Source organism: Micromonospora sp. CA-111912, from assembly GCF_050948415.1.
Classification (GTDB): domain Bacteria; phylum Actinomycetota; class Actinomycetes; order Mycobacteriales; family Micromonosporaceae; genus Micromonospora.
Map to the genome: position 1 here is coordinate 1,614,413 of NZ_CP192007.1, position 26,115 is coordinate 1,640,527.

Consider the following 26,115-nt stretch of genomic DNA (forward strand, 5'->3'; position numbering starts at 1 on the left):
AGCGAACGAGACCAGGAGACATAGTGGCGAGTCAGGGTCAGCGTTTCCGGCGTAAGGCGCTCCGTCGGGGCTACAAGGTCGACGAGGTGGACGCCTTCCTGGACCGGGTCGAGGCGACGCTCGCCGGACAGCCGGTCGGCGCGCCCGTGGCTTCCCAGGAGGTCCACGACGTCGTCTTCCGGGTCCGCTTCAACGGCTACGACGAGTGGCAGGTCGACCTGCACCTCGACCGGGTCGAGCGGCAGCTGGCCGAGCTGGAGGAGCGCGGCGGCGTGGTCAGCCGTGGCACCGACTCCGGGATGTCCGACCGACTCGGCTCGTCGAACCGGATGGGCCCGCCGATGCGTGATGACCGTGGCCCGGTTCCGATGCGTGATGACCGTGGCCCGGTTCCGATGCGTGATGACCGTGGCCCGGTTCCGATGCGTGATGACCGTGGCCCGGTTCCGATGCGTGATGACCGTGGCCCGGTTCCGATGCGTGATGACCGTGGCCCGGTTCCGATGCGTGATGACCGTGGGCCCGTCCCGATGCGTGATGACCGTGGCCCGGTCCCGATGCGTGATGACCGTGGCCTGGTTCCGATGCGCGATGACCGTGGCCCCGGGCCCGTGCCGCCCCGACCGATGCCCGCGCAGGCCGGTCCGCCCGCCGACCGGTACGGCCGCTACGACGAGCCGAGTGGCGCCTTCGCTGCCGGTGGCTACGACGAGCCGAGCGGCGCCTTCGCCGCCGGTGGCTACGACGCCCCGCGCGGCGGGTACGACACCCCACGGGGTCCGGGTGGCCCTGGCCCTGGTCCCGGCGTGGGCCCTGGCCCCGGCGTGGGCCACGGCCACGGCGGCCCCCCGCCGCGAGGGCTGCCCGCCGGGACGGGTGGCTACGGCCCAGACGGCCGGTTCGACGGCTTCGAGGCGGGCCGGCACGGTCGGGCCGACATGACCGCCGAGATCCGGATGCCCGAGCGGGACCTGCGTGAGCTGCGCGGTCGCGGCCCGGCCGGGCCGCCGCCCCTGCCGCAGCAGCCGCTCGGTGGCCCGCCGATGGGCGGGCCGTCCCCGGTCGCCGGGCCGCCGGTGGGTGGCCCGCCGCCGATGGCCGGCCCGCCGATGGCCGGCCCGCCGGTGGGTGGCCCGCCGCCGATGGCCGGTCCGCCGATGGCCGGCCCCCCCGGCGGCGACCTCCACCGCGTGGACCAGATCCGCCGCGGCTTCCAGGTGCGCCGCTTCGGCAGCGGGTACGACCCGGAGCAGGTCGACCGGCTCTTCGACGGCATCCTCGGCGGCATGACCGGCCGCGGCCCGATGCCGGTCAACCCGAAGGACCTGGACACCCTGCGATTCGGCCTGGTTCCTGGCGGCTACTTCGAGGCGGAGGTCGACGCGGCGCTGAAGGATGTCCAGGACATTCTCTTCGGCCGCTGACCGGCGGCAGGCGGGTTCCGACGCCGACGTACGACGAGGGCCCGTCCCCTGCTCAGCAGGGTGACGGGCCCTCGGTGCCTGACGTGGTCGGTGGGCCGCCGGTCGTGGGCAGGAGCGCAGGCCTCGTGGTCAGGAGCGCAGGCCGTTGCGCCGCAGCACCGCGTCACCGATGACGACGGCCAGCAGCAGCACGGCCAGGCCGACCAGCCAGATGTCCTCGACCCTGCCCTCGTGGTTGCCGCACAGCATCGCCAGCAACGCCAGGGCGGAGAGCACCGCGCCGATCCGCCCCGCCTTCCGGTGCCCGGGCTTGTGCTGATCTGGCGACGTCACCGGCTCGCTTCCTGCCACTGTCGGTCCTTCCCTCGCGATTCGGATCTCCGGTTAGTCTGGCACGCCCCGCGCCTGTCCTCGTCCGGTGGGGGTTTCCCGGTGCGCGTCCGCTGTCGGGTGCCAGCCGTCGTCGGGTGCCGTCCGGCCCGGAGCGCCCGGGTCGGACGGCACTACCGGCGTCGCGGGTTGCCGACGACACTGCCTCCGGTAGCGTTCTGACGTACACCTTGATTGCCTGTTTGAGGGGGACTGCGGTGCGAGTGACCGGTACGGGACATGCCAGCATGCGGATCGACACGGCCGCGGGCAGCATCCTGTGCGACCCGTGGGTCAATCCCGCCTACTTCGCGTCCTGGTTCCCGTTCCCCGACAACTCCCTGCTCGACTGGGAGGCCCTCGGTCAGGTCGACTACCTGTACGTGTCGCACCTGCACCGGGACCACTTCGACGCGGCGCACCTCAAGCGGTACGTGTCGAAGGACGCGACCGTCCTGCTGCCCGAGTTCCCCACCTCGGAGATGGAGGACGAACTGCGGGAGCTGGGCTTCACGAAGTTCCTCCGGGCGCCGAACGAGCAGGTCGTCGAGCTCGACGGCGGTCTCAAGATCATGATTCAGGCGTTGACCAGCCCCACCGACGGCCCGATCGGCGATTCCTCCCTCTGGGTCGAGTACGACGGGGTCCGGCTGCTCAACCAGAACGACGCCCGTCCGACGGACCTGAGTGTCTTCACCGAGCTGGGCCACGTGCACGCGCACATGCTCCAGTTCTCGGGTGCGATCTGGTACCCGATGGTCTACGAGCTGCCGCAGTCGGCGAAGACCGCGTTCGGCAAGCAGAAGCGGGAGCGGCAGTTCGACCGCACCTGGCGCTACATCGGCGACCTGAAGGCCGACCACGTCTTCCCGATCGCCGGCCCGCCGTGCTTCCTCGACGACGCGTTGTGGCAGTTCAACGACATCCACGGCGACGAGGGCAACATCTTCCCCGACCAGTCGGTGTTCCTGTCCGAGTACGCCAAGGTCGGCGGCACCAACGGCATCGTGCTGCTGCCCGGCAGCGTCGCCGAGGTCACCACCGAAGGCGCGACGACCACCCACCCGGTGCCGATCGAGGAGTTCTTCGCGAACAAGGTCGCCCACCTGGAGGAGATGCGGGAGCGCAAGCGCGGCGTCATCGAGGCGGAGAAGGCGTCCTGGCGGCACCCCGAGGTCGACGTGCTGGCCGGGATGAAGCGCCGGATCGAGCCGCTGCTGGAGGAGTCGATCTACCTGGCCAAGGGGGTCGGCGGTCCGGTCCGTTTCGATCTGGTCGGCTACGACGGGGAGAGCGTCGAGTCGATCGTGGTGGACTTCCCGGGCAAGGAGGTGCGCCCGTACGCCGAGGAGAAGGTCCGCTACCGGTTCCGCACCGATCGGGCGCTGGTCGAGCACCTGCTGCACATCGACGAGGTGGACTGGGTCAACTCGCTCTTCCTGTCCTGCCGGTTCTCCGCCGCCCGGATCGGCCAGTACAACGAGTTCGTGTACGCCTTCTTCAAGTGCCTGTCCACCGAGCGCCTCCAGTACGCCGAGGGCTGGTACGACGAGCACGAGCGGAGCACCGACGCCGAGGACGTCACCCTCGGCGACTGGGTGGTGCAGCGCCGCTGCCCGCACCTGAAGGCGGACCTGACCCGGTTCGGCATCGTCGAGGGCGACCAGCTCACCTGCCAGCTGCACGGCTGGAAGTTCGACCTGCCCAGCGGCCGCTGCCTGACCAGCGTCGGTCACAAGGTCCGCGCCCACCGCGCCACCGCCGAGACCCCGACCTCCTGACCCGCCACCACCCCACCGCCCCACCCGTTCACGATCGACGGGGTGGGTGGGCGGTGGGGTGGACGGGTCAGCGACCCAGGTCTGTGAGGATGCGGCGGGCGGCGTTGTGGCCGGCGGCGCCGATGACGCTGCCGGCCGGGTGGCAGCCGGCGCTGCCCGCGTACACGCCGTCGACGCCGGTGGCGTAGGGCATCCGGTCGGTGAAGGAGACCGTGTTGTCGACGTGGTGGATGTGGCCGCCGGTGATGCCGAAGTGGGCCTCGATGCCGGGCGGGGGGAGCGGGACGGCGTCGGCGATCAGGTCGGCGGTGCCGGGGGCGTACCGCTCGCAGATCTCCACCAGCCGCGACACGTACCCGGGCAGGGCCTCGTCCCAGGTGGTGCCGGCCAGCTCGTAGGGGACCGACTGGACGAACAGCGCCGAGGAGTGGTGGCCGGCGGCGTCGGACAGCGACGGGTCGACGGTGGTGTGCAGGTACCACTCGATGGTCGGCTCGTCGGGCAGCCGGCCGGCCTGGACGTCCGCCCACATCGCCCGCAGCGCCGCCATCGGCGGCTCGCCCCCGCCGCCGACCAGGGACGCCGAGCCGGGCAGCAGGTGGATGGTGGAGCCGAACGGGCTCGGCGCGCCCTCGGGCAGGCAGGAGAAGCGGGGCAGCCCGGTCAGCGCCAGGTTGAGCTTGAGGGTGGTGCCGGGGCGGCGGACCGCCGCCATCCGCTGGGTCAGCGGCGCCGGCAGCGCGCCGTCGGGCAGCAGGTCGATCAGCCGGTACGGGTCGCAGGCCCCGAGCACCACCCGGGCGGCCACGTGCCGGCCGTCGGCCAGGGTCACCCCGCCGGCCGCGCCGCCGTCGAGGGTGATCGCGGCGACCGGCGTCCCGGTGAGGATGCGGGCCCCGGCGGCGCGGGCCGCGTCGGCGAAGGTGCGCGAGACCGTGCCCATCCCGCCCTCGGCGATCATCCAGGTGCCGTCGGAGCCGGGCAGTCGGCACATGTTGTGCGCGAGGAAGTTGTGCCCGGTGCCCGGGTCGTCCGGGCCGGCGTTCAGCCCGGACAGGCCGTCGGTGACCGCGTACATGCTGACCAGCAGCTCGGAACGGAAGTCGAAGCGGGCCAGGTGGTCGGCGACCGAGCCGCGTACCAGGTCGACGAAGACCTGCCGCAGCGCGGGCCGGACGTGCCGTTCGGCGGTCTCCTCGACTGGCAGCGGCTCGGCCAGCCAGGCCGGTGCCAGGTCGTCGCGCAGCGCCGCCAGCTCGGCCTGCATGGCGTCGTCGGCGGCCACGTCGGCGGGGGAGAAGAACTCCGTGAGCTGCCGCCGGGTCGCCGCGTGGTCGCTGCCCATCAGCAGGTACGGCGATCCGGCGCCGCCCGGGGTGGGCAGGAAGTAGTGCGGGTCGCGGCGCAGCACCGGGATGCGCACGTCGAGCGTGGCGAGCAGCTCCGGCGGCATCAGCCCGAGCAGGTACGACCCGGTGGAGTGGCGCAGCCCCGGCACCTTCGGGAACGGGTTCTCGGTGCGGGTCGCCCCGCCGATCACGTCGGCGGCCTCCAGCACCAGCACGTCCAGCCCGGCACGGGCCAGCAGGATCGCCGAGACCAGCCCGTTGTGCCCGGACCCGACGATCACCACGTCGGCCCGGGTCGGCAGCTCGCCTGCCCCGCTCATGCGGCCATCACCACGGCACTCGCCCCGCTCGTACGGCCATCACCGCTGCGCTCGCTCATGCTCGGGCAGCCTAGTGCCGCGCCGCCCCCGGCGGGAGGCCGTCGCCGGTCCCGTTCGGACCGGGAGCCCTCCGGAGAGCCGTCACCTGGTCGGGCCGGGAGCTCCCCGGAGAACCGTCACCCGGGCGGGGCGCGGCGGATGCGCCAGCGGGACAGGGCGAGGGTGGCGGAGTAGCCGGCCAGCACGATCACGTGGAAGAGGTAGAGCCAGAGCAGGACCGCCACCCCCGCGCCGATCTCGTCGAAGCCGCCGAACGGCACGCCCAGGTCGATCGGGAGCGAGGCGAAGAGGACGAAGCCGTGCAGGAATCCGGAGAGGTTGGCGGCGGTGAACGACCCGATGCCCAGCGCGGAGAGCCAGTCCGGCGAGGCCGGACCGACCACCCGGAACAGCCAGAGCAGCACCGGGGTGAGCACCAGCCAGACCGCCAGGAACGACAGCACCACCCCCAGCGCGCCGCTCCATCCGCCCTGTCGGACCAGCCTGGTGGTCGTCGGCAGCGCGAGCAGGATCGACAGCAGCAGGGCCGGGGCCGGCGCCAGCAGGGGGAGCAGTAGCAGCCGGCCCCGCCAGCCGACCAGCGACTCGTCGCTGCGCGGCATGGCGACCGAGACGAACGCGCGGCGCAGCCCCTCGCCGTAGAGCGACGCCGGCAGCAGCGACGCCAACGCCGGCAGCGGGGTCAACCCCACCCCCGCCTCCACCAGCGCCTGCACCGCGTGGGGCGCGCCGATCGCGTCCGGCAGCGTCTCCACGGCGTACGAGGTGAGCCGGCGCACCCGGTCGGCTCCCGCCAGCAGCGAGGTGAGCCAGATCGCCAGCAGGGCCACCGGCACCACGGCGATCGCCCCGTAGAAGGTGATGGCGGCGGCGTGCAGGGACAGGTCCCGGCCCCGCAGCGGGCGGAACGCCGCACTGGTGATCCGCTTCGCCCGTTGCCATCCGCTGCCCATCGCGGCTTCTTTCCCCGTACCGCCCCGCGTCACTCACGACAGCGCAGGCCGCGCAGGTCACCGTCCGGGCCGTCCGCCGCTCACTAGGATCGCCGCCATGGGAATCCTCGCCACGGAACGCCTGGTCCTGCGGGACTGGACCGCCGACCCGGCCGACCTGACCCGGATCTTCGACATCTACTCCCGGCCCGAGGTCGCCCGCTGGCTGGCAGCGCCCGGCCTGCCGCTCACCGACCCGGCGCAGGCGGCCGACCGGCTCGCGATGTGGCGGGATCGGCACGCGGAGCACGGCGACCGGTACGGCACCTGGGCGATCGAGGTCCGCGACACCGGCGTGGTGGTCGGCACGGCGCTGCTCAAGCCGCTGCCCGGCCGGGACGAGAGCGTGTTGACCAGCGACATCGAGGTCGGCTGGCACCTGCACCCGGACTCGTGGGGCCACGGGTACGCCACCGAGGCGGCCCGGTCGCTGGTGGCCCGGGAGTTGGCGACCGGCACCCCGCAGGTCTGGGCGGTGGTGTCGCCGGGCAACGCCGCGTCGATGGCGGTGGCCCTCCGGCTCGGCATGACCCACGTGGGCCGCCGCACCGACTGGTACGGCGGCGAGGAGGTGGAGGCCTTCGTGCTCCGCGCCGCTGCTTGATCGCGCCGCCGCCTGCCAACACCGACGGCGGGGCAGGCAGGGGCCCTTCGCGGCCCTACGGAGCTGCCCCGTCTATGCGCCCGCCTAGGCGCTCTTCCCCGCGTCCCTCCCTGCACCCTTCCTGCCCTCCCTGCACCCCTCCCTGCCCTCCCTCCACCCCTCCCTGCCCTCCCTCCACCCCTCCCTGCACCCTCCCTGCGCCCGCCTCCGTGCGCCCGCCGGTCCCCGGCGGAACCCGTGCGGAATCTTGGACACTTATTGGCTCCTGGGAACGGGAAGTGTCCAAGGTCTGCGGGGATCGGGTCGGCGTCGACGGCCGGGGATGGTGAGCGGGGCGACCAGGGGCGGGACCAGCCGATGAAGGGGCGAAGTAGACCGTCAGGGCGACCTGGTTCGGGTGGGTGCGCAGCCGGTCCGCGATCGCGTCGTGCATCAGCAGGCAGAGGTAGACCGCCAGCGCGACCCGGTCCCGGGCGTGCTCGGTGCGCAGGCCCAGCTTCGCCGGCTGGCACGGCCACGGTGCGGCGCAGACCCGGCACTGCCACGTCGGGCGGGCCGCGACGTGCTGGCGCAGCTCGGCCAGCGGCACCCCGTACCCGGTCACCGCCGTCGCCCGACCCGGCGCAGGGGCCCGGCGGCCCGGTGGGTCGGCGTCGCCAGGGCCGCCGCGTCGACGCGGGCGATGTCCGCGGGCCCGGCCCACCGGTGCGTGCGGCCCGTCCGCCGGTTCGGCGGGGTAGTCGGGGCGAGGGCCGGCTTCGTCCGGGGACCCGGCCGGGAGCCCTCAACCACCCGTAGCGGATGGCTTTGCGGTGCCTGCCTCGTGCGGGCACCGAAATCAGGCCGTCAGCCGACCGGCAGCCCGCGCTGCCGGTCGAACGACCTGCCATCCGACCCCCGCGACGAGATCTTGGAAGAATTCGGCCCCTAGAGGGGCCGTTTCCTTCCAAGATCTGCCCAACGCCCGGCCAGAGAACAGCATCAAACGGTCAGGAAGCCGTGTTGATCTTGGTGTAGGTCCGTGATCCTCGTGGACGAGTGTGTTATGCCACCTCGACGAAGTCGAGTTCCGCCCAGCGGCTCAGGTAGGTGAACCGCAGCGTGTTGTAGCCCGCGTTGAGCGTCACGTCGACGCCCACCTGCCGCCAGACGTCCCAGCCTGTGTTGGGATAGGTGACGACCTTCGGGTTCGCGCCGTTGACCGTCAACGTGTGTTGGGCGTCGCCGTAGCCGGCGGCGTAGGCGACGTGGGCGCGGTAGCCGCCGGCCCGGGGCGCGAAGACCGTCACCTCGACCCAGCTGTCCGCGTAGTCCATGTACGCCACGACCTGGCCCTGCGACGTGTTCGGGGCGGCGCGGACCGCGCAGTGGTTGAGCGTGCCGCGCTCGGTCTCGTACCGCACGCGGCTGCCCCGCACCACGGGGTACCCGCCGGACCAGCCCAGTGCCGCCACGTACATGCCGCGGGCGGAGTAGTTGTTGATCCAGCCGTGGAAGACGATGTGGTCGCCGCTCGCCTCGCGTACAACGTCCGCGCCGCCCGGCCCGCGCACCGCCGAGTCCAGCGACGCGGTGGTCATCAGCGAGCGGTACGCCTTCGTGTACGGCCCGGTGAGCGAGGTCGACGTGGCGTAGCTGGTCTGGTAGCCGTCGCCGCCGTAACCGCCGAGCGAGTAGAACAGCACGTACTGCGCGCCCACCTTCGTCAGCACGGGCGCCTCGATGATGCCGCCCTCCTCGGCGCGACCGCTGCGCAGCAGCTCGACCCGGCCACCCTGGAGAGCGACGCCGTCGGCGGCGACCTGTTGCAGCCAAAGGCTGGTGGGCTGGCCGATGGCGTTGCCGTCGTCCTTGTAGAGCAGGTAGCGAAGCCCGGTGCTGTCGGTGAAACTCGCCGCGTCGATGTCCCCGCCCTCGCCGGCGTTGCAGACCAGCGGCTGGGTGCCGACCGCGCTGAACGGCCCGAGCGGCGACGTGGCCAGCGCCGCGCCGAGGCACTGCCGGCCGGTGGCCCGGCTGCGGGCGGTGTAGTAGAGCAGGTACCGCCCGTCGGCCCGCTGGGACACGTCGGGCGCCCAGGTCAGCCCCCCGTTCGCCCAGGCGCCGAGCGTCGGCATCGCGTCGGGCCGCCGGGTCCACGGGCCGGTCAGCGAAGCGGCCGTGGCGACCGGAACGTTGCCGTTGCCGTTGTTCGTGGAATACGCGTAGTAGGTGCCGCCGAACTTGACGACGTCGGGGTCCGGGAAGTCGCTGGCGATGACCAGCGACGGCGCGGCGGTGGCGGCCCGGGCCACTCCCGGGCTGACGAGCAGTGGTGCGGCGACCAGTGTGGCCGCCAGCCAGACGAGAGCTTTCCGCATGGCAGAATTCAACCACAATCATCGATGTGTCGAAAGATTCCTGCGGGCGGCACCTGCCCGCATCGAACGCCGTGTCGGACAGGTTGTGCGATGCGCTGCCGCGAGGGCTGCGGCGGCTAGGCTGACCTGAGCAGAATGTCCCGCTGAGGGGGTGAGCCCGATGGCCCAGGCGGCCTTCGCGCCCGAGCCGGCGCCCGATCATGCCGAGCCGGCGCAGCAGCCCACCGAGCCGTCGTTCGACGTGCTGCGGTGGCACGACGAGCCGTGGACCGCCCAGCTCGCCCTCGACCTGTTGCCGGAGACCAACGGCCCCAAGGTTGAGGTCCTGAGCGGAAGCGTGATCGTGACACCACATGCCGGAGTCGACCATCAGTCGGTCGAGCGAGAGTTGCCGTACCTGCTGCACCGCGCCGCGCGGCGGGTCGGACTGTGGGCCTACCCCGAGATCAATATCCTTTCGGGCGAGGACCTGTTCATTCCGGACATCGCTGTGTTGACCAGTCCCGGTGGCGGCCGGACGACGATGAAGATCAGCGACGCGGTGCTCCTCGGGGAGATCGTGTCGCCGGGCAACCGGCGCAAGGACGTGATCGATCGGCCCCGGGAGTACGCCGCCGCCGGGGTGCCCTTCTTCCTCCGCGTCGACCTGCGCAACCGGGTGCCCACGCTGGCGCTGTTCGAGCTGGTCGAGGGGGAGTACCGGCCGCTGGCCGCCGCTGCGGCGGGCACCACTTTCGTGATGACACGCCCCTTCGAGTTCTCCGTCGACCCGGCCGACCTCCTCGACGACGAGGCCCCCTGAACGGCGGACCGGGGAACGCGTGAGGCTCCCAGCGGGCGCTCAGCGACGCTGGGGAAGAATAGGCGGGTGACAACTCCCCGCGCTCTCGTCCTGCTCGGGTCGACCGGTTCGGTCGGCACCCAGGCCGTCGACATCGTCCGGCGCAACCCTGACCGGTTCCGGGTGGTGGCGCTCGGTGCCGGGGGCGGCAACGTCGAGCTGCTCGCCGCCCAGGCCCTCGAACTGCGCGTCGAAGCGGTCGGGGTGGCGAAGGCGTCCGCCGCGCAGGACCTCCAGCTCGCCTTCTACGCCGAGGCGAGCCGGCGCGGCTGGTCCAGCGGCGACTTCAAGCTGCCCAAGATCGTGGCCGGCCCGGACGCGATGACCGAGCTGGCCCAGTGGCCCTGTGACGTGGTGCTCAACGGCGTGGTCGGCTCGCTCGGGCTCGCGCCGACCCTCGCGGCGCTGCGCGCCGGCCGTACCCTCGCGCTGGCCAACAAGGAGTCCCTCGTCGCCGGCGGCCCGCTCGTGAGGGCCGCCATGACGCGGCCCGGGCAGCTCGTCCCGGTGGACTCCGAGCACACCGCGCTCGCCCAGTGCCTGCGCTCCGGCGCCCGTGGCGAGGTGCGGCGGCTGATCGTCACCGCCAGCGGCGGCCCGTTCCGGGGCAGGCGGCGCGACGAGTTGACGCACGTCACGCCCGAACAGGCGCTCGCACACCCCACCTGGAACATGGGACCCGTCATCACGATCAACTCGGCGACGATGGTCAACAAGGCACTGGAGGTGATCGAGGCGCACGAGCTGTTCGACGTGCCGTACGCCGATATCACCGTGACGGTGCACCCGACCTCGGTAATCCACTCGATGGTCGAGTTCTTCGACGGCTCCACCATCGCCCAGGCCAGCCCGCCGGACATGCGGCTGCCGATCGCGGTGGCCCTCGGCTGGCCCGACCGGGTGCCCGACGCCGCCGCTGCCGTGGACTGGACCAAGGCCCACACCTGGGAGTTCGCCCCGCTGGACGACGAGGCGTTCCCGGCGGTGGCGCTGGCCAAGGCTGCCGGGGAGGCCGGGCGTTGCCGCCCGGCGGTCTACAACGCGGCCAACGAGGAGTGCGTGGCGGCGTTCATCGCCGGCCGGTTGCCGTTCCTCGGCATCGTGGACACCCTCCGGCGCGTGCTGGAGGACACTCCCGATTTCGCCGAACCAGGTACCGTCGAGGACGTGCTCGCCGCCGAGTCGTGGGCACGCGCGCACGCGCAGGAGATCATCGTGGCGTCAGTGGAAGGATCTTGATGGCGTACCTGCTCGGGGTGGTGCTCTTCGCCCTGGCCATCCTCGTCTCGGTCAGCCTGCACGAGGCGGGGCACATGCTCACCGCCAAGGCGTTCGGGATGAAGGTCACCAAGTACTTCGTCGGCTTCGGCCCGACCCTCTGGTCGGTCAAGCGGGGCGAGACCGAGTACGGCATCAAGGGCATCCCGCTCGGCGGCTTCTGCAAGATCGTCGGCATGACGCCGCAGGACGACGACGTCGACCCGGCCGACCAGCCCCGGGCGATGTGGCGCTACCCGGTCTGGAAGCGGACCATCGTGATGTCCGCCGGCTCGATCACCCACTTCGCGCTCGCCCTGGTGGCGACCTGGATCGTCGCGATGTCCGCCGGCCTGCCCAACCCCGACTTCCCGACCACCGACGCCGAGGTCTACCAGGAGCCGGCGGTGATCGCGCTGGCCGACTGCGTGGTGCCGGACAGCGTCAACCGGGCGTGCGCGGCCGGCGACCCGGCCAGCCCCGCCGCTGCGGCCAACCTGCGCGACGGCGACCGGATCACCTCGATCAACGGCACCCCGGTCAACAACTACGGCGACATGCTGGTCGCGCTGCGGGCCACCAAGCCCGGCGACAAGGCCGAGATCGGGTACGTCCGTGATGGCCAGCCGGGCACCACGAGCACCGTGCTCGGCCAGACCCAGCGCCCGCCGCTGGACGACCCGAAGGGCCAGGTCGGCCCGGTGTCCGCGCTCGGCATCGGCCTCCGGTACAGCACCCCCACCCGGGTCGAGTACGGGCCGGTGTCCGCGTTCGGCGGCACCGCCCGGTTCACCGGCGACATGGCCGTCGGCACGTACGAGGCGATGAAGCGCATCCCGCAGAAGGTGCCGGCCCTGTGGACGGCGATCACCGGCGGCGAGCGGGACATGGACACCCCGATCAGCGTGGTCGGCGCGAGCCGGCTCGGCGGCGAGGCGGTGGAGAACAACGCCTGGCTGATCTTCTTCATGCTGTTCATCTCGCTGAACTTCTTCATCGGCGTGTTCAACCTGCTGCCGCTGCTCCCGCTCGACGGCGGACACATCGCGATCGCCTGGTTCGAGCGGGCCCGGTCGTGGCTGTTCGCCCGCTTCGGCAAGCCGGACCCGGGCCGCGTCGACTACCTCAAACTCATGCCCATCACGTACGTGGTGATCCTGATCGGTGGCGTGTTCACGCTGCTGACCATCACCGCGGACGTCGTCAACCCCATCACGCTCTTCTCAAGGTGAGTGCCTGAAGTGACCGCAGTCAGTCTCGGTATGCCCGCCGCGCCGCCCCCCGCGCTCGCCCCCCGGCGGCTCAGCCGCCAGATCATGGTCGGCTCCGTGCCGGTCGGTGGGGGTGCGCCCGTGTCGGTGCAGTCGATGACCACCACCCTCACCTCCGACGTCAACGCCACCCTCCAGCAGATCGCCGAGCTGACCGCGTCCGGGTGCCAGATCGTCCGGGTGGCCGTGCCGAGCCAGGACGACGTCGAGGCGCTGCCGGCGATCGCCCGCAAGTCGCAGATCCCGGTCATCGCCGACATCCACTTCCAGCCCAAGTACGTCTTCGCCGCGATCGACGCCGGCTGCGCCGCCGTGCGGGTGAACCCGGGCAACATCCGGCAGTTCGACGACAAGGTGAAGGAGATCGCCAAGGCGGCCGGCGCCGCCGGGGTGCCGATCCGGATCGGGGTGAACGCCGGCTCGCTGGACAAGCGGCTGCTCGCCAAGTACGGCAGGGCCACCGCCGAGGCGCTGGTCGAGTCGGCGCTGTGGGAGTGCTCGTTGTTCGAGGAGCACGGCTTCCGGGACATCAAGATCTCGGTGAAGCACAACGACCCGGTGGTGATGATCCGGGCGTACCGGCAGCTCGCCGAGAAGTGCGACTACCCGCTGCACCTCGGCGTGACCGAGGCCGGGCCGGCGTTCCAGGGAACCATCAAGTCGGCGGTCGCCTTCGGCGCGCTGCTGGCCGAGGGGATCGGCGACACGATCCGGGTCTCGCTGTCGGCCCCGCCGGTGGAGGAGATCAAGGTCGGCAACCAGATCCTGGAGTCGCTGGGGCTGCGCGAGCGGGGCCTGGAGATCGTTTCCTGCCCGTCCTGCGGCCGGGCGCAGGTCGACGTCTACAAGCTGGCCGAGGAGGTCACGGCCGGTCTTGAGGGACTGCCGGTGCCACTGCGGGTGGCCGTGATGGGCTGCGTCGTCAACGGCCCGGGCGAGGCCCGCGAGGCCGACCTCGGCGTCGCCTCCGGTAACGGCAAGGGGCAGATCTTCGTCAAGGGCAAGGTCGTCAAGACCGTCCCGGAGGCGCAGATCGTGGAGACCCTGATCTTCGAGGCGCTCCGAATCGCCGACGAGATGGGCGCGGAACTTCCCGAAGAGCTCCGGGGCCTGGTCCCCGGCCCCACGGTCACGGTCCACTGACCCACCCACCCGGGCGCGACGTGCCCGGGTGGACACGCCCCTGCCCGGGCGGCAAATTCAAAGAAGAGTGGCCATTCCGCAGGGAATGGCCACTCTTTCCTTGAATGTGTGCGGGAGGCGGGCGTGGGAGGTGGGAGCAGGCGGGGGCGGGGTGGGTCAGTCGGATTCGGCGAGGATGGCGTAGAGCTTGCGGCGGGTCTCGGCGAGCACCTGGGCGGCCCGTTCCCGCTGGTCGTCGGTGCCGGTCGTCATCACCTGGCGTAGCGCCTGCATCGCCTGGTTGCCGGCGTCGCGGATGTCGTGCCAGCTGTTGACCGTGTCCTCGGCGAACTCGCCCCACGGCGGGGCCTGTGCCGCCCCGTCGGCCTCGGCGCGGCCCGCCTCGGTGACCGTGAACCGCTTCCGGCCGCCGCCGGCCTCCTCGGTCGCGACGGTGACGACGCCCTCGTCCTCCAGGAGTTGGAGCGTCGGGTAGATCGACCCGGGGCTGGGCCGCCAGGCCCCGCCGGTGCGGGAGTCGATCTCCTGGATCATCTCGTATCCGTGCATCGGCCGCTCGGTGAGCAGGGCCAGCACGGCGGCCCGCACGTTGGGCCGGCGTCCCCGGCCGCGCCCCCGGTGACCGCCCCGGCCGCCGCCATGCCCGTGCGGCCCGTGTGGGCCGGGTGGGAACGGCGGCCCGGGGGGACCGGGCGGGAGCGGCGGGAAGCCGAAGCCGCGCATCCGGGCCTCGTGCTCGTGTACGTGCATCCGGTGGTGGAAACCCATCAGGGTTCTCCCTTCCATGTTCTGTCGCTGATGCATCAACGATATATCGCCAACGTGTCGGCGACAAGGCTGCGTGCTGTCGGCCGTGCGTCGGGGTCGCCCGGCTCGACGTCCGGCGTACCCGTCCCGGTGGGCTCGGCACTCGGCCGGCGAGGCGGCGGGGTGATCTGGCAGGCTGGTAACCGTGCTGACGGTGCCGGTACGGCAATTGGGGGAGTCGGAGCGCCGCGCGGTCGAGCGGCTGCTCGACCTCGACCCGTTCGCGGGAGCGCAGGTCGCCGAGCGAATCGCCGCGCGGGGGCTGGCCTGGTGGCGGGCCGAGGGGCGGATCCTGGGGTACGGCGCACGCCGCAGCCTGGAGTCGATCTGCTGGCTCGGCGGCAACCTCACACCGGTGCTCGCCTCGGAGCCCGCCGTCGCCGCCTACGCCGAACTGCTCGCCGCCGAGGATCGGCTCTGCTCGTCGATCGTCGGCCGGGCGGACGCGGTGCTCGGGCTGTGGGACCGGCTCTGCGGGCACTGGGGGCCGGCCCGGGACGTCCGACCCAACCAGCCGCTGCTGGCCGCCGACGCGCTGCCGTCGGTGGTCGTCGACCCCGAGGTGCGACTGGTACGCGCCAACGAGATCGACCGGCTCTTCCCGGCGGCCGTTGCCATGTACACCGAGGAGGTGGGCGTCTCGCCGTTGGCCGAGGACGGCGGGCACGGCTACCGGCGGCGGGTCACCGACCTGGTCCGGGCCGGTCGGGCGTACGCCCGGTTCGTCGACGGCCAGGTGGTGTTCAAGGCCGAACTGGCGGTGGTGACCCGGCGTACCGCGCAGGTCCAGGGGGTCTGGGTGTCGCCGGAGTGGCGCGGCCGGGGGCTCGCCACGGCGGCGATGGCGGCGGTGACCCGGGACGCGCTGCTGCGGGTCGCCCCGACGGTCAGCCTGTACGTCAACGACTTCAACCTGCCCGCCCGCCGCGTCTACGAGCGGTGTGGCTTCCGCCCGGTCGGCACCCTCGCCACCGTGCTGTTCTGAGTGTGCGGGCAAGCTCCCCGCTGACACCCGCCTGACCAGCGCCCTCCGGCGGTCCCTAGCCGTCCGGCGGTCCTGGCGTCCCGGGCATGGCCCCCGGGGGCGTACCCCGATGGGGTAAATGCGTTGAACGGCCCGGCCGGATCACGCAAGGTGGGGGTACCGCCGCCCCGGAGTCCGGAGGGACCGACATGCGCCTTTTCCGTGACCTGTGGGCCACCTCGGCTCGCCGGATGACGGTCGTCGCCGTGCTGATCGTCCTCGGCGCCGCCGGCCAGGCCGCTGCGGCGGCGCTCGCCGGCCCGGTGCTGGTGCACCGCTCGGGGGTGCTGTTCGCCGTCCTCGCGGTGGCGCTCTGCGCCGCGGTCGTCACCGACCTCACCATCGGGCTGGTGATGGCCGGGCTGACCGCGGACTGGTCCGCCGACGTCCGGCGGCGGCTGTGCCGGGTGGCGTTCGGGCAGGATCTGCCCACCCTGGAGGGAACCCCGGTCGGGGAACTGCTGGACCGGATCGACGGGGACGTCTACCAGGTGGCCTCCGAGGTGCGCGGGCACGGCGTACGGATCGCCCAGATGTCCGCCACGGGCCTGCTCTCCACCGTCGTCGCACTGGTGGTCTGGTGGCCGGCCGGGGTGAGCATGCTCACGTTGACGGCGTTGCTCGTGGTCGTGCTGCGCCGGCCGACCCGGCGGATCGCCCCGGCCCGGATGGCCGAGGAGGAGGCCTGGACGGACCTCGCCGCCGTGATGGAGGAGGCCGTCCACGGCCAGGACGACGTGCGCACGAGCCTGGCCCGGCCGTACGTGCTGCGGCTCTACGCCCGGCGGGCGGCCGAGGTGCTGACCCGGGGGCGGCTGGTGTGGCGGATGTCGGCGGAGGTCACCGCCGTCGGCGCCGGGATCATCCGGGTCGGCATCGTCGGGGTGGTCCTCGGCGGGGCCTGGGCGCTGGCCTCCGGCCGGATCGACGCGGCCCGGCTGACCGCCGTCTGGCTGCTGGTGCTCGCCTTCGGCGCGACCGTCGAGCACATCAGCCGGATGGTGCCCGAGTTGCAGTACGCGCTCGGCGCCTGGGGGCGGGTGCAGCTTCTCCAGGACTCCCGGCAGGAACCGACCGGTGGCCGGGAGCCCGTCGAGGGCGACCTGGTCGTGCGGAACCTCACCTTCCGCTACCCGGAGGGTGGGGCGGAGGGCGACCGAGCGCCGGCGCTGCGCGACGTCTCGCTGACCTTCGTCCGGGGCCGGTCGTACGCCCTGGTCGGGCGGACCGGGTCCGGCAAGTCCACCCTGGCCAAGGTGCTCACCCGGGCGGTGGACCTGCCGCGCGGCACCGTGCTGCTCGGCGGGGCGGACCTGCTCGACCTGGACGTCGAGCGGCTGCGCCGGTGGGTGGCCGTGGTGCCGCAGCGCACCGAGATCCTGGCCGGCACGCTCGCCGAGAACGTCGCCCTGTTCGACCCGGCCCTGCTCGACGACGCCGCCCGGGCGCTGCGCGAGCTGGGCCTGGCCGGTTGGGTCGCCGAGTTGCCCGACGGCCTGGACACCCGGCTCGGTGAGGGCGGGCACGTGCTGTCCGCCGGGCAGGAGCAGCTCGTCGCGTTCGCCCGGATCCTGGTCCGCGACCCGCACGTGGTGATCCTCGACGAGGCCACCGCCCGGCTGGACCCGGTCACCGAGACGCTGGTGCAGCGGGCCACCGAGCGGCTGCTCACCGACCGGATCGGCATCGTCATCGCCCACCGGCTCTCCTCGGTGCGCGGCTGCGACGAGGTGGTGGTGCTGGCCGACGGGGCCGTGGTCGAGGCCGGCCCGTTGCGCTCCTCGGAGCGGTTCGCCGAGCTGCTGGCCGTCAGCCACGCTTCCGCGTACGCCGAGGCGGGGGCGGCCGGGCGGAGCGGCGGCACGGCGCTGCTGACCGATCCTCCGCCGGCCCCGGCCCCGGCCCCGGGTGCCGGTCCCGGCGGGGCGAGCACGTCGGGTGCCGGCCCCGCCGGGGCGGGCGTGCCGGGTGCCGGTCCCGGTGGGGCGAGCGTGCCGGTCGGCGCGGCCCGGACGAAGGTCGAGCCGCCCCCGCTGCCGTCGACGCCGCCCGCCCGGACGATGCGGGAGATCCTGCGCCTGACCACCAACGACCCCCGGTACGGCCTGACCGCGATCGCGCTGTTCGGGTTCGGGGGGCTGCTCGGCCTGGACGGCTCGGTGCTGCCCTGGCTCTGGGCCGACCTGGTGGACGGCTCCGGCGGGCCGTGGTGGCCGGCGGTCGGGATCGTGACCGCGCTGTTGGTGACCGCGCCGGTGCCCTACTTCACCAGCTTCTGGTTCCCCAACTGGTGGGTCCGCCAGATGCTGCGGATCAGCCTGCGGCTGGTGCACGGGCAGACCGGCCCGCGCCGGATCAGCGGGCACACCCCGGCCGAGGTGGTCGCCCAGGGCGGCGACACCGAACGGGTGGTGATCCTCGCCGACAACCTGCTCGACCAGGCCATCGCGGTGCTCATCGTGGTCGCCATGACGCTGGTCTCCGGCAGCCTGGTGCCGGCCGCGTTCTTCGCCGGGACGGTGGTCGTCTCCGGGCTGGCGGCGACGCTGTTCGGGCCGCGCCTGGAACGGTCCGCCCGGGCCACCGTCGCGGCCCGGGCGGCGTTCGCCACCTCGCTGGTGTCGTCCCTGTCGGCCGCCCGCACGGTGAAGCTCGCCGGCGCCACCCGGCCGGTGCTGGGCCACCTCGCCGACCTCGACGCCACCCGCAGCGAGCGGCAGCGCCGGGAGATCTCCGTGCAGGTCTGGTCCCGTTCCACGCCAGCCCTGGTCAGCGGCCTGCTGCCGATCGGCGCCTGGGCGCTCTACCTCGGTGGGGGGCTGTCCGCCGGGGCCACCCTGGTCGTGGTGTCCACCCTCGGCGCGGCCCGCTGGTTCGCGTGGACCACGGCGTCCCTGGTCTCGCAGCTCCCGTCGGCCCGGGTGTGGACGCGCCGGACGGTGGCGATGGCCGGGGTGGGGACGTACTCGGCGCCGGTGGACGGGGTGGACCTGGCCGCCGGGACCGCGTCCGCGCCCGAGCCCCCGCCCCGGCACCCGCTGCGCCGGCTGGACCTGGTCGGCTTCGGCGCGCTGCACACCGACGGGACGCTCGCCGTCCGGGACGTCGACCTGACCGTCGAACGCGGCCAGCTCGTGCTCGTCGTCGGGCCGGTCGGCTCCGGCAAGTCCTCGCTGCTGCGCGCGCTGGCCGGGATCGTGCACCACACCGGCGCGCTGCGCTGGAACTCGGAGCCGGTCACCTCACCGGAGCTGTTCCTGCGCCCCCAGCAGGTCGGCTACGTGGGCCAGCTCCCCCGGGTGCTCTCCGGCACGGTCTGCGACAACGTCGCGCTCGGCCACGACGTGGACGCGGCCGGCGCGGTGTCGACCGCCCAACTCGACCACGACCTGGCCGCCGCCGGGGGCGGGCTCGGGCTGCTCATCGGGCACAAGGGGACCCGGCTCTCCGGCGGGCAGCTGCAGCGGCTGGCGCTGGCCCGGGCGTTGGCCCCGCGTACCGAGCTGCTGGTCGCAGACGACGTGTCGTCGGCGCTGGACGTCACCACGGAGCTGGAGCTGTGGGCGGCGCTGCGGGAGAACGGGGTGACGGTGGTCGGCTCGACGTCGAAGCGGGCGGCGCTGGTCCGGGCGGACCAGGTGGTGGTGCTGATCGGCGGGACGGTGGCGGCCAAGGGCCCGTGGCGGGACCTGGAGGACGACTGGGGCCACCTGGCGGGCTGACCGACCCTTCCCCGCGCCCCGCCGAACCTTGGACAGTTGCCGTCGCGTGCGAACGGCAACTGTCCAAGGTTTCTGATGTCAGAAGGCTCGGGCGTACTGGGTCGGCCAGGACGGGGCGGCGGCGAGCTTGGCCGCCGCCCGGCGGGGCCAGTACGGGTCGCGCAGCAGCTCCCGGCCTAGCAGGATGAGGTCCGCCTCCCCGTCGGCGACGATCTGCTCGGCCTGCTCGGGCTCGACGATCAGGCCGACCGCGCCGGTCGGCACCCCGGCCTCCCGGCGGATCCGCGCGGCCAGCGGCACCTGGTAGCCGGGGCCGACCGGGATGGTGGCTCGGGCGGAGGCGCCGCCGGAGGAGGCATCCACCAGGTCGACGCCGGCCGCCGCCAGCTCCTTGGCGAGCACCACGCTGTCCTCGACGGTCCAGCCGTCCTCGGTCCAGTCGGTGGCGGAGATCCGGGCCAGCACCGGCACGTTCTCGCCGATCGCCGCGCGGACCGCGCGGGCCACCGCCAGGGTCAGCCGCATCCGGCCGGCCCGGTCGCCGCCCCAGCCGTCGGCGCGGTGGTTGGTCAGCGGGGACAGGAACTCGTGCAGCAGGTAGCCGTGCGCGGCGTGGATCTCCACGGCGGCGAACCCGGCGTCCACCGCCCTCCCGGCGGCGGTGGCGAACGCCTCGATCACGCCCGCGATCCCGGCCTCGTCGAGCGCGGTCGGCACCCGGTACTCGGGCACGAACGGCTCCGCGCCGGGGCCGACCGGGGTCCAGCCGCCCTCGGCGTCCGGCACCCCGCCGCGCTGTGCCGCCCACGGCCGGTACGTCGACGCCTTGAATCCGGCGTGCGCGAGCTGGACGGCCGGCACCGCGCCCTGTGCGGCGATGAACTCCGTGACCGGCCGCCAGGCGTCGACGTGGGCGTCGGACCAGAGGCCGGTGTCCTGAGGGCTGATCCGGCCCTCGGGCACCACGGCGGTCGCCTCGGTGATCACCAGGCCGACGCCGCCGACCGCGCGGGCGCCCAGGTGCACCCGGTGCCAGTCGGTGGGCAGGCCGTCCGGGCCGGCGCTGTACTGGCACATCGGGGCCAGGGCGACCCGGTTGGGCAGGGTGACGGCCCGTAGGGCCAGGGGGGTGAACAGACTGCTCATGTACGGATCCTCTCCGGCCCAGGCGCAGGCGCGGGCTTCAGGGACGCGTGATCAAGAGGTGCACGTCAGGACCGATCTCCGCAGTGCCGCAAACCTCTTGATCAACACGGGGGTCAGGCGGGGACGGGGCTCAGGTCGTCGGTGCGGACGGGAGCGTCCGGTTCGGTCAGGTCCCGCCGCCCGGCCGAGTCGTACGCGGCCCGGTCGAGGGTGCCCTCCCGGGCGGCGACGATGGTCGGGACGACGGCCTGACCGGCCACGTTGGTGGCGGTGCGGATCATGTCCAGGATCGGGTCGATGGCCAGCAGCAGGCCGGCGCCGGCCAGCGGCAGGCCCAACGTGCTCAGGGTCAGCGTGAGCATCACGATCGCGCCGGTCAGGCCGGCGGTGGCCGCCGAGCCGACCACGGAGACGAACGCGATCAGCAGGTAGTCGCCGACGCCGAGGTCCACCCCGAAGACCTGCGCCACGAAGATCGCCGCGAGGGCCGGGTAGATCGCCGCGCAGCCGTCCATCTTCGTGGTGGCGCCGAAGGGCACCGCGAACGAGGCGTACTCGCGGGGGACGCCGAGGCGCTCGACGGAACGCTGGGTCACCGGCATCGTCCCGACCGAGGAGCGGGAGACGAAGGCCAACTCGATGGCCGGCCAGGCGCCGGCGAAGAAGCGCAGCGGGTTGAGCCGGCCGGCGACGGCCAGCAGCAGCGGGTAGACCACGAACAGCACGATCGCGCAGCCGACGTACACGGCGGTGGTGAACTTCGCCAGCGGGGCCAGCAGGTCCCAGCCGTACGAGGCGATGGCGTGGCCGATCAGGCCGAGGGTGCCGATCGGGGCGAGCCGGATCACCCACCACAGCGCCTTCTGCACGATGGCCAGCAGTGACCGGTTGAGCGCCACGAACGGCTCGGCAGCCTCGCCGACCAGCAGCGCGGCGGCGCCCACCACCAGGGCCAGGAAGACGATCTGGAGCACGTTGCCCTCGACGAACGCGCCGACGGGGTTGGTCGGCACGATGCCGGTGAGGAAGTCCGTCCACGAGCCGGTGGCCTTCGGCGGGGCGGCCCCGCCGACGTCCAGGGTGACGCCCCGGCCCGGGTCGGTGAGCAGGCCGATGCCGATGCCGATGCCCACCGCGATCAGGGCGGTGACGCCGAACCAGAGCAGCGTCTTGAGCGCCAGCCGGGCGGCGTTGGCCACGCCGCGCAGGCTGACCACGCTGACCACGATGGCGGTGAAGACCAGCGGCGGCACGGCCAGCTTGAGCAGCTGGACGAAGAGGCTGCCGACGGTGTCGAGGGTGCTGGCCAGCCAGCTCAGGTCGTTGGCGCGGGCGAGGAAGCCCAGCGCCACGCCGAGGACGAGGCCGAGCAGGATCTGCAGGGAGAAGGGGAACTTGCGCAGGGCGGAAGCCATGAGGATGTGTCCAGGGGTCTGGGGGCGGTCGGTCGGGCGGGCGTCAGGAGACGGGCCGCGCCGGACAGATGCCGCTGGCCTGCCGTCGGAGGTCGACGTACAGGCGCACGGTGAGGTGCCAGACGTTGGTCATCGCCTGCCGACGGTACGCCGCCCCCGCCGCAGGTGGAAGGAGCGCTGGTGGTGAGGCTCCTTACAGGTGGCGGTGGCGGAGCCCGGCGTCGACCGGCGGTGCGGGGCGGTGGCGACGGCCGGTGTCGACCGGAGGTGCCGGGCGGTGGTCAGGCCCGGAGGCCCCCTCAGCGGCTGCGTCGGGCGAGGGTGGCTGCGGTGGCCAGGCCCCAGGCGGCGCAGACCGCGAGCAGCACCCGTTCCAGCACGCCGACCAGGGTGCCCCGGCCGACGACGAGCATCGCCAGCCCCACCGCCCCGGCCAGCGGCAGCGACACCGCCGCGCCGCAGGCGGCGAACCGCCGCAGCCGGGGTGCCGCGGCCGGGTTGAACAGCACCGCCAGCATCGCGAACACCACGGCCGCCGTCGCCGCGATGCTCGCCCCGCCGTGCACCAGGTCGGCTACGGTGGCCGGCTCGAACGGCGGCAGCGGGCAGCCGGCGCTGCACGTCACCGCGCCGGAGAGCGCCGTGCACACGCCGCCGGCGGCGAGCAGGCCGGCCGCGATCCGCAGCGCCGCCGGCAGCGCCACGGCGAGCAGCAGCAGCGCGCCGGCCAGGGCGAACACCCCGATCCGGTACGTCGGGGCGTACCCGCTGTCGGCGACGCCGGCCTCGCTGACGTACCCGGTCAGGCCGGGGCCAGGACCGGCGATCACGGCGACGGTCGCCGCGACCGCGCCCGCCAGGAGGCAGCCGGCAGCCGACGCGGCGGCGACCCGGGACGCGGGCGACGCCGGGGCGGTCCGGCCGGGTCGGGGCTCGGCGTCGGACGGCCCGGTCGGTGTCGGCCGGCGCCGGTCAGCCACGCCCGTGCGGCGTGGTCCAGCCGGAGGTGTCCGGACCCAGCGGCACGATCCCGGTGGGGTTGATCGCCGGGTGGGTGCCGTAGTAGTGCCGCTTGATGTGGTCGAAGTCGACCGTGTCGCCGAAACCGGGGGTCTGGAACAGGTCCCGGGCGTACGCCCACAGCACCGGCAGTTCGGTCAGCTTGTGCCGGTTGCACTTGAAGTGCCCGTGGTACGCCGCGTCGAACCGGACCAGCGTGGTGAACAGCCGCACGTCGGCCTCGGTGATTGCGTCACCCAGCAGGTAGCGCCGGCCCACCAGCCGCTCCGACAGCGCGTCGAGCCGGCCGAACAGCGCGGTGAACGCCTCGTCGTACGCGGCCTGGGAGGTGGCGAAGCCGCACCGGTAGACGCCGTTGTTGACGTCGCGGTGGATCTCGACCATCAACGCGTCCAGCTCGTCGCGCAGCCCGGCCGGGTAGAGGTCCGGCGCGCCGGGGCGGTGCAGGCTCCGCCACTGCGTGGACAGGTCCAGGGTGAGCTGCGGGTAGTCGTTGCTGACCACCCGCCCGGTGAGCGTGTCGACGAGGGCCGGCACGGTCACCCGGCCGGTGTATCCCGGGTCGGTCGCCAGGTACGCCTCCGACAGGTACGAGATGCCGAGCGCCGGGTCCCGCCCGCCGGGGTCGAGGGTGAACCGCCAGCCCCGCTCGTCGCGGATCGGGTCGACTGTGGCGAGCGAGATCGCGTCGTCCAGGCCGAGCAGTCCCCAGACGATCCGGGCCCGGTGCGCCCACGGGCAGGCCCGGCACCAGACGAGGCGGTACCGGCCGGCTTCGAGCGGCCACCGGCCGTGGGCGTCCGGCCCGCCGCCGGGCGGCGAGTCGGAGTCGGGGGTGACCCGCCCGGTGAACCGGTTGGGTTGGCGGACGAACTCCCCGCTGCCGGAGGTCTCTGCGCTGAACTGGGCCCGGGCCATGCGGACAACCTATCGGCTCTCCGCGCGGATATCCTGGCCCGCGTCGCCGTGACCCGGCGGCCCTGTGACCCGGCGGCTCCGTGCCGGCCTTCCCACCCCGAAGGACTACGTCGATGACCGTGGCATATCTCGTGGCCGGTGTCCGCACCCCGATCGGCCGGTACGCCGGCGCGCTGTCCGGGGTACGCCCCGACGACCTCGCCGCGCACGTGATCCGCGAGCTGGTCGCCCGGCACCCGTCGGTCGACTGGGCCCGGGTCGACGACGTGGTGCTCGGCTGCGCCAACCAGGCCGGCGAGGACAACCGCAACGTGGCCCGGATGGCCGCGCTGCTGGCCGGGTTGCCCGGCGAGGTGCCCGGCAGCACCGTGAACCGGCTCTGCGGCTCCGGCCTGGACGCGCTGGCCATCGCCGCCCGGCAGATCATCGCCGGGGAGGCGGAGCTGGTGGTGGCCGGCGGGGTGGAGAGCATGAGCCGCGCGCCGTTCGTCATGCCGAAGGCCACCTCGGCGTTCTCCCGGTCCCCCGAGGTGTACGACACCACGATCGGCTGGCGGCTGGTCAACCCGCTGATGGAGAAGGAGTGGGGCATCGACTCGATGCCCGAGACCGCCGAGAACGTGGCCGCCGAGTACGGCGTCGACCGCGCCGCGCAGGACGCGTTCGCGTACCGGTCGCAGCAGCGGGCCGCCAGGGCGCAGGCCGGCGGCCGGTTCGCCGAGGAGATCGTGCCGGTGACCGTGCCGGCCGGTCGGCGCGAGACGCGGCTGGTCGAGGTCGACGAGCACCCCCGGGAGACGTCGCTGGAGAAGCTGGCCGCGCTGCCCACCCCGTTCCGGTCCGGCGGCACGGTGACCGCCGGCAACTCCTCCGGCGTCAACGACGGCGCGGTCGCCCTGCTGGTGGCGAGCGAGGCGGCGGTGGCCCGGTACGGGCTGACCCCGCTGGCCCGGGTCACCGGCGCAGCCGCCGCCGGGGTGCCGCCCCGGGTGATGGGGATCGGGCCGGTGCCGGCCACCCGCCGGCTGCTCGACCGGCTCGGCGTCGGCCTCGACCGGGTCGACGTGATCGAGCTGAACGAGGCGTTCGCCGCCCAGTCAGTGGCGGTGCTGCGCGAGCTGGGCCTGCCCGAGGACGCCGAGCACGTCAACCCCAACGGCGGCGCGATCGCCCTGGGGCACCCGCTGGGGGCCAGCGGGGCCCGGCTGGCGCTCACCGCCGCGCTGGAGCTGCGCCGCCGGGGTGGCCGGCGGGCGCTCGCCACCATGTGCGTCGGGGTGGGGCAGGGCATCTCGCTGATGCTGGAGTCAGTCGGCTGATCGGTACCGGGCGGCCGAATCGGATCTCGCCTACCGTGGAGTCTGCGGCTTAGAGTGTGGACCACCACAGACCTGCGGGTCGGCCGGCCACCGTCCGGGTGCGACGCACCCGGCGGCCGGCGCGGCCCGTGGCGCGGCGACGATTGGCGGGAGCGACACATGCCGGACGGACTTCCCACCGAGATCGACCTGAGCCGGCCGAGCGCGGCCCGGGTCTACGACTACTTCCTCGGCGGCGCGCACAACTTCGAGATCGACCGGAGGCTGGCCGAGCAGATCGCCGGCATGACGCCGAACCTGCCCGCCACGATGCGCGCCGGCCGGGAGTTCCTGCGCCGCGCGGTGCGGGTGCTGCTCGACGCCGGCATCGACCAGTTTCTCGACATCGGCTCGGGGATTCCCACCGTGGGCAATGTCCACGAGGTGGCCCAGGGCGCGAACCCGAAGGCCCGGGTGGTCTACGTCGACATCGACCCGGTGGCCGTGGCGCACAGCCGGGAGCTGCTGGCCGGCAACGACCTGACCGGCGTCATCCATGCCGACCTGCGGGAGCCGGAGCGCATCCTCGCCGAGTGCCGGGCCTCGGGCCTGCTCGACTTCGGCCGCCCGGTCGGCATCCTGCTCGCCGGGGTGGTGCACTTCGTCCCGGACGCCGACCGCCCCGCCGACGTCCTGGCCACCCTGCGGGCCGCCGCCGTCCCCGGCAGCTTCCTGGTCGTCTCACACTCCACGTTCGAGGACCAGCCGCAGGAGATGCTGGACGCGCAGCGGCTGTCGGCGCGCACCGACACCGAGATCACCCTGCGCTCCCGGGCCGAGGTCACCGGGTTCTTCGGCGACTGGACGATCCTGGAGCCGGGCGTGGTGCACATGCCGCTGTGGCGACCCGACTCACCGTCCGACGTGGACGACCATCCCGAGCGGTTCGGCGCGTTCGGCGGCGTCGCCCGGTACGACCAGCCAGCCGGCTAGG

Annotated in this window: 20 protein-coding genes; 11 read left to right on the top strand and 9 right to left on the bottom strand. The window is 73.4% G+C overall.

Annotated features, from left to right (window positions below; all coding sequences use genetic code 11):
- The first annotated feature begins 23 nt into the window (after positions 1-23).
- Positions 24-1,424 carry a DivIVA domain-containing protein gene (locus tag ACQPZO_RS07415; protein ID WP_433348220.1) on the top strand — a complete coding sequence of 467 codons (1,401 nt, stop codon included), beginning with the start codon at positions 24-26 and terminating at the stop codon, positions 1,422-1,424.
- Between the two features lie 129 nt (positions 1,425-1,553).
- On the opposite strand, the gene ACQPZO_RS07420 is transcribed toward ACQPZO_RS07415, so the two are convergent.
- The gene (locus tag ACQPZO_RS07420) at positions 1,554-1,775 is read right to left on the bottom strand and encodes a DUF2631 domain-containing protein (RefSeq protein ID WP_161687946.1); all 222 of its coding nucleotides are present in this window, start codon (positions 1,773-1,775) and stop codon (positions 1,554-1,556) included.
- A gap of 236 nt (positions 1,776-2,011) precedes the next feature.
- Between ACQPZO_RS07420 and ACQPZO_RS07425 the strand changes: the two genes are divergently transcribed.
- Entirely contained in the window at positions 2,012-3,574 is a 1,563-nt protein-coding gene (locus ACQPZO_RS07425) for a Rieske 2Fe-2S domain-containing protein (protein ID WP_433348222.1), read from the top strand.
- A gap of 67 nt (positions 3,575-3,641) precedes the next feature.
- Here the strand turns inward: ACQPZO_RS07425 and ACQPZO_RS07430 are convergent, their stop codons facing one another.
- Together ACQPZO_RS07430 and ACQPZO_RS07435 are read right to left on the bottom strand one after the other, a co-directional pair.
- The gene (locus tag ACQPZO_RS07430; protein ID WP_161687950.1) at positions 3,642-5,243 is read right to left on the bottom strand and encodes a phytoene desaturase family protein; all 1,602 of its coding nucleotides are present in this window, start codon (positions 5,241-5,243) and stop codon (positions 3,642-3,644) included.
- A gap of 176 nt (positions 5,244-5,419) precedes the next feature.
- Positions 5,420-6,256, bottom strand: a complete 837-nt coding sequence (locus ACQPZO_RS07435) for a YhjD/YihY/BrkB family envelope integrity protein (RefSeq protein WP_433348224.1) — start codon at positions 6,254-6,256, stop codon at positions 5,420-5,422.
- Between the two features lie 97 nt (positions 6,257-6,353).
- Between ACQPZO_RS07435 and ACQPZO_RS07440 the strand changes: the two genes are divergently transcribed.
- Entirely contained in the window at positions 6,354-6,899 is a 546-nt protein-coding gene (locus ACQPZO_RS07440) for a GNAT family N-acetyltransferase (protein WP_433348226.1), read from the top strand.
- Positions 6,900-7,942: 1,043 nt separating this feature from the next.
- On the opposite strand, the gene ACQPZO_RS07445 is transcribed toward ACQPZO_RS07440, so the two are convergent.
- Entirely contained in the window at positions 7,943-9,259 is a 1,317-nt protein-coding gene (locus ACQPZO_RS07445; protein ID WP_433348228.1) for a family 43 glycosylhydrolase, read from the bottom strand.
- A gap of 160 nt (positions 9,260-9,419) precedes the next feature.
- Here ACQPZO_RS07445 and ACQPZO_RS07450 point away from each other — a divergent pair, with 160 nt between their 5' ends.
- The 4 genes from ACQPZO_RS07450 to ispG all read left to right on the top strand — a co-directional run bounded on the left by ACQPZO_RS07450 (position 9,420) and on the right by ispG (position 13,771).
- Complete coding sequence (locus ACQPZO_RS07450) at positions 9,420-10,061, top strand: Uma2 family endonuclease (RefSeq protein ID WP_433348230.1); 642 nt, start codon at positions 9,420-9,422, stop codon at positions 10,059-10,061.
- A 66-nt stretch (positions 10,062-10,127) separates the two neighbouring features.
- Complete coding sequence (gene dxr / locus ACQPZO_RS07455) at positions 10,128-11,339, top strand: 1-deoxy-D-xylulose-5-phosphate reductoisomerase (protein ID WP_433348232.1); 1,212 nt, start codon at positions 10,128-10,130, stop codon at positions 11,337-11,339.
- Positions 11,339-12,589 carry a M50 family metallopeptidase gene (locus tag ACQPZO_RS07460; RefSeq protein WP_433348234.1) on the top strand — a complete coding sequence of 417 codons (1,251 nt, stop codon included), beginning with the start codon at positions 11,339-11,341 and terminating at the stop codon, positions 12,587-12,589. The genes dxr and ACQPZO_RS07460 overlap by 1 nt, the downstream gene beginning before the upstream one ends.
- A 9-nt stretch (positions 12,590-12,598) precedes the next feature.
- Complete coding sequence (gene ispG, locus ACQPZO_RS07465; RefSeq protein WP_433348236.1) at positions 12,599-13,771, top strand: flavodoxin-dependent (E)-4-hydroxy-3-methylbut-2-enyl-diphosphate synthase; 1,173 nt, start codon at positions 12,599-12,601, stop codon at positions 13,769-13,771.
- A 156-nt stretch (positions 13,772-13,927) separates the two neighbouring features.
- Here the strand turns inward: ispG and ACQPZO_RS07470 are convergent, their stop codons facing one another.
- The gene (locus tag ACQPZO_RS07470; RefSeq protein WP_433348238.1) at positions 13,928-14,539 is read right to left on the bottom strand and encodes a PadR family transcriptional regulator; all 612 of its coding nucleotides are present in this window, start codon (positions 14,537-14,539) and stop codon (positions 13,928-13,930) included.
- Between the two features lie 184 nt (positions 14,540-14,723).
- Here ACQPZO_RS07470 and ACQPZO_RS07475 point away from each other — a divergent pair, with 184 nt between their 5' ends.
- A complete protein-coding gene (locus ACQPZO_RS07475) occupies positions 14,724-15,563 on the top strand; it encodes a GNAT family N-acetyltransferase (protein WP_433348240.1) in 840 nt (279 codons plus the stop codon).
- A 188-nt stretch (positions 15,564-15,751) separates the two neighbouring features.
- Entirely contained in the window at positions 15,752-19,324 is a 3,573-nt protein-coding gene (locus ACQPZO_RS07480) for an ATP-binding cassette domain-containing protein (protein ID WP_433348242.1), read from the top strand.
- Positions 19,325-19,402: 78 nt separating this feature from the next.
- Here the strand turns inward: ACQPZO_RS07480 and ACQPZO_RS07485 are convergent, their stop codons facing one another.
- The 4 genes from ACQPZO_RS07485 to ACQPZO_RS07500 form a co-directional block, all read right to left on the bottom strand.
- Complete coding sequence (locus ACQPZO_RS07485; protein ID WP_433348244.1) at positions 19,403-20,470, bottom strand: NADH:flavin oxidoreductase/NADH oxidase; 1,068 nt, start codon at positions 20,468-20,470, stop codon at positions 19,403-19,405.
- Between the two features lie 113 nt (positions 20,471-20,583).
- Positions 20,584-21,873, bottom strand: a complete 1,290-nt coding sequence (locus ACQPZO_RS07490; RefSeq protein ID WP_433350852.1) for a dicarboxylate/amino acid:cation symporter — start codon at positions 21,871-21,873, stop codon at positions 20,584-20,586.
- 311 nt (positions 21,874-22,184) lie between these two features.
- Complete coding sequence (locus tag ACQPZO_RS07495) at positions 22,185-22,865, bottom strand: DUF998 domain-containing protein (RefSeq protein ID WP_433348246.1); 681 nt, start codon at positions 22,863-22,865, stop codon at positions 22,185-22,187.
- Entirely contained in the window at positions 22,858-23,823 is a 966-nt protein-coding gene (locus ACQPZO_RS07500) for a glutathione S-transferase family protein (protein ID WP_433348248.1), read from the bottom strand. Before ACQPZO_RS07500 ends, ACQPZO_RS07495 begins: the two co-directional genes overlap by 8 nt.
- A 113-nt stretch (positions 23,824-23,936) precedes the next feature.
- Between ACQPZO_RS07500 and pcaF the strand changes: the two genes are divergently transcribed.
- A complete protein-coding gene (pcaF, locus tag ACQPZO_RS07505) occupies positions 23,937-25,142 on the top strand; it encodes a 3-oxoadipyl-CoA thiolase (protein ID WP_433348250.1) in 1,206 nt (401 codons plus the stop codon).
- Between the two features lie 159 nt (positions 25,143-25,301).
- Positions 25,302-26,114, top strand: a complete 813-nt coding sequence (locus ACQPZO_RS07510) for an SAM-dependent methyltransferase (RefSeq protein WP_396674683.1) — start codon at positions 25,302-25,304, stop codon at positions 26,112-26,114.
- The last annotated feature ends 1 nt before the right edge of the window (position 26,115 follow it).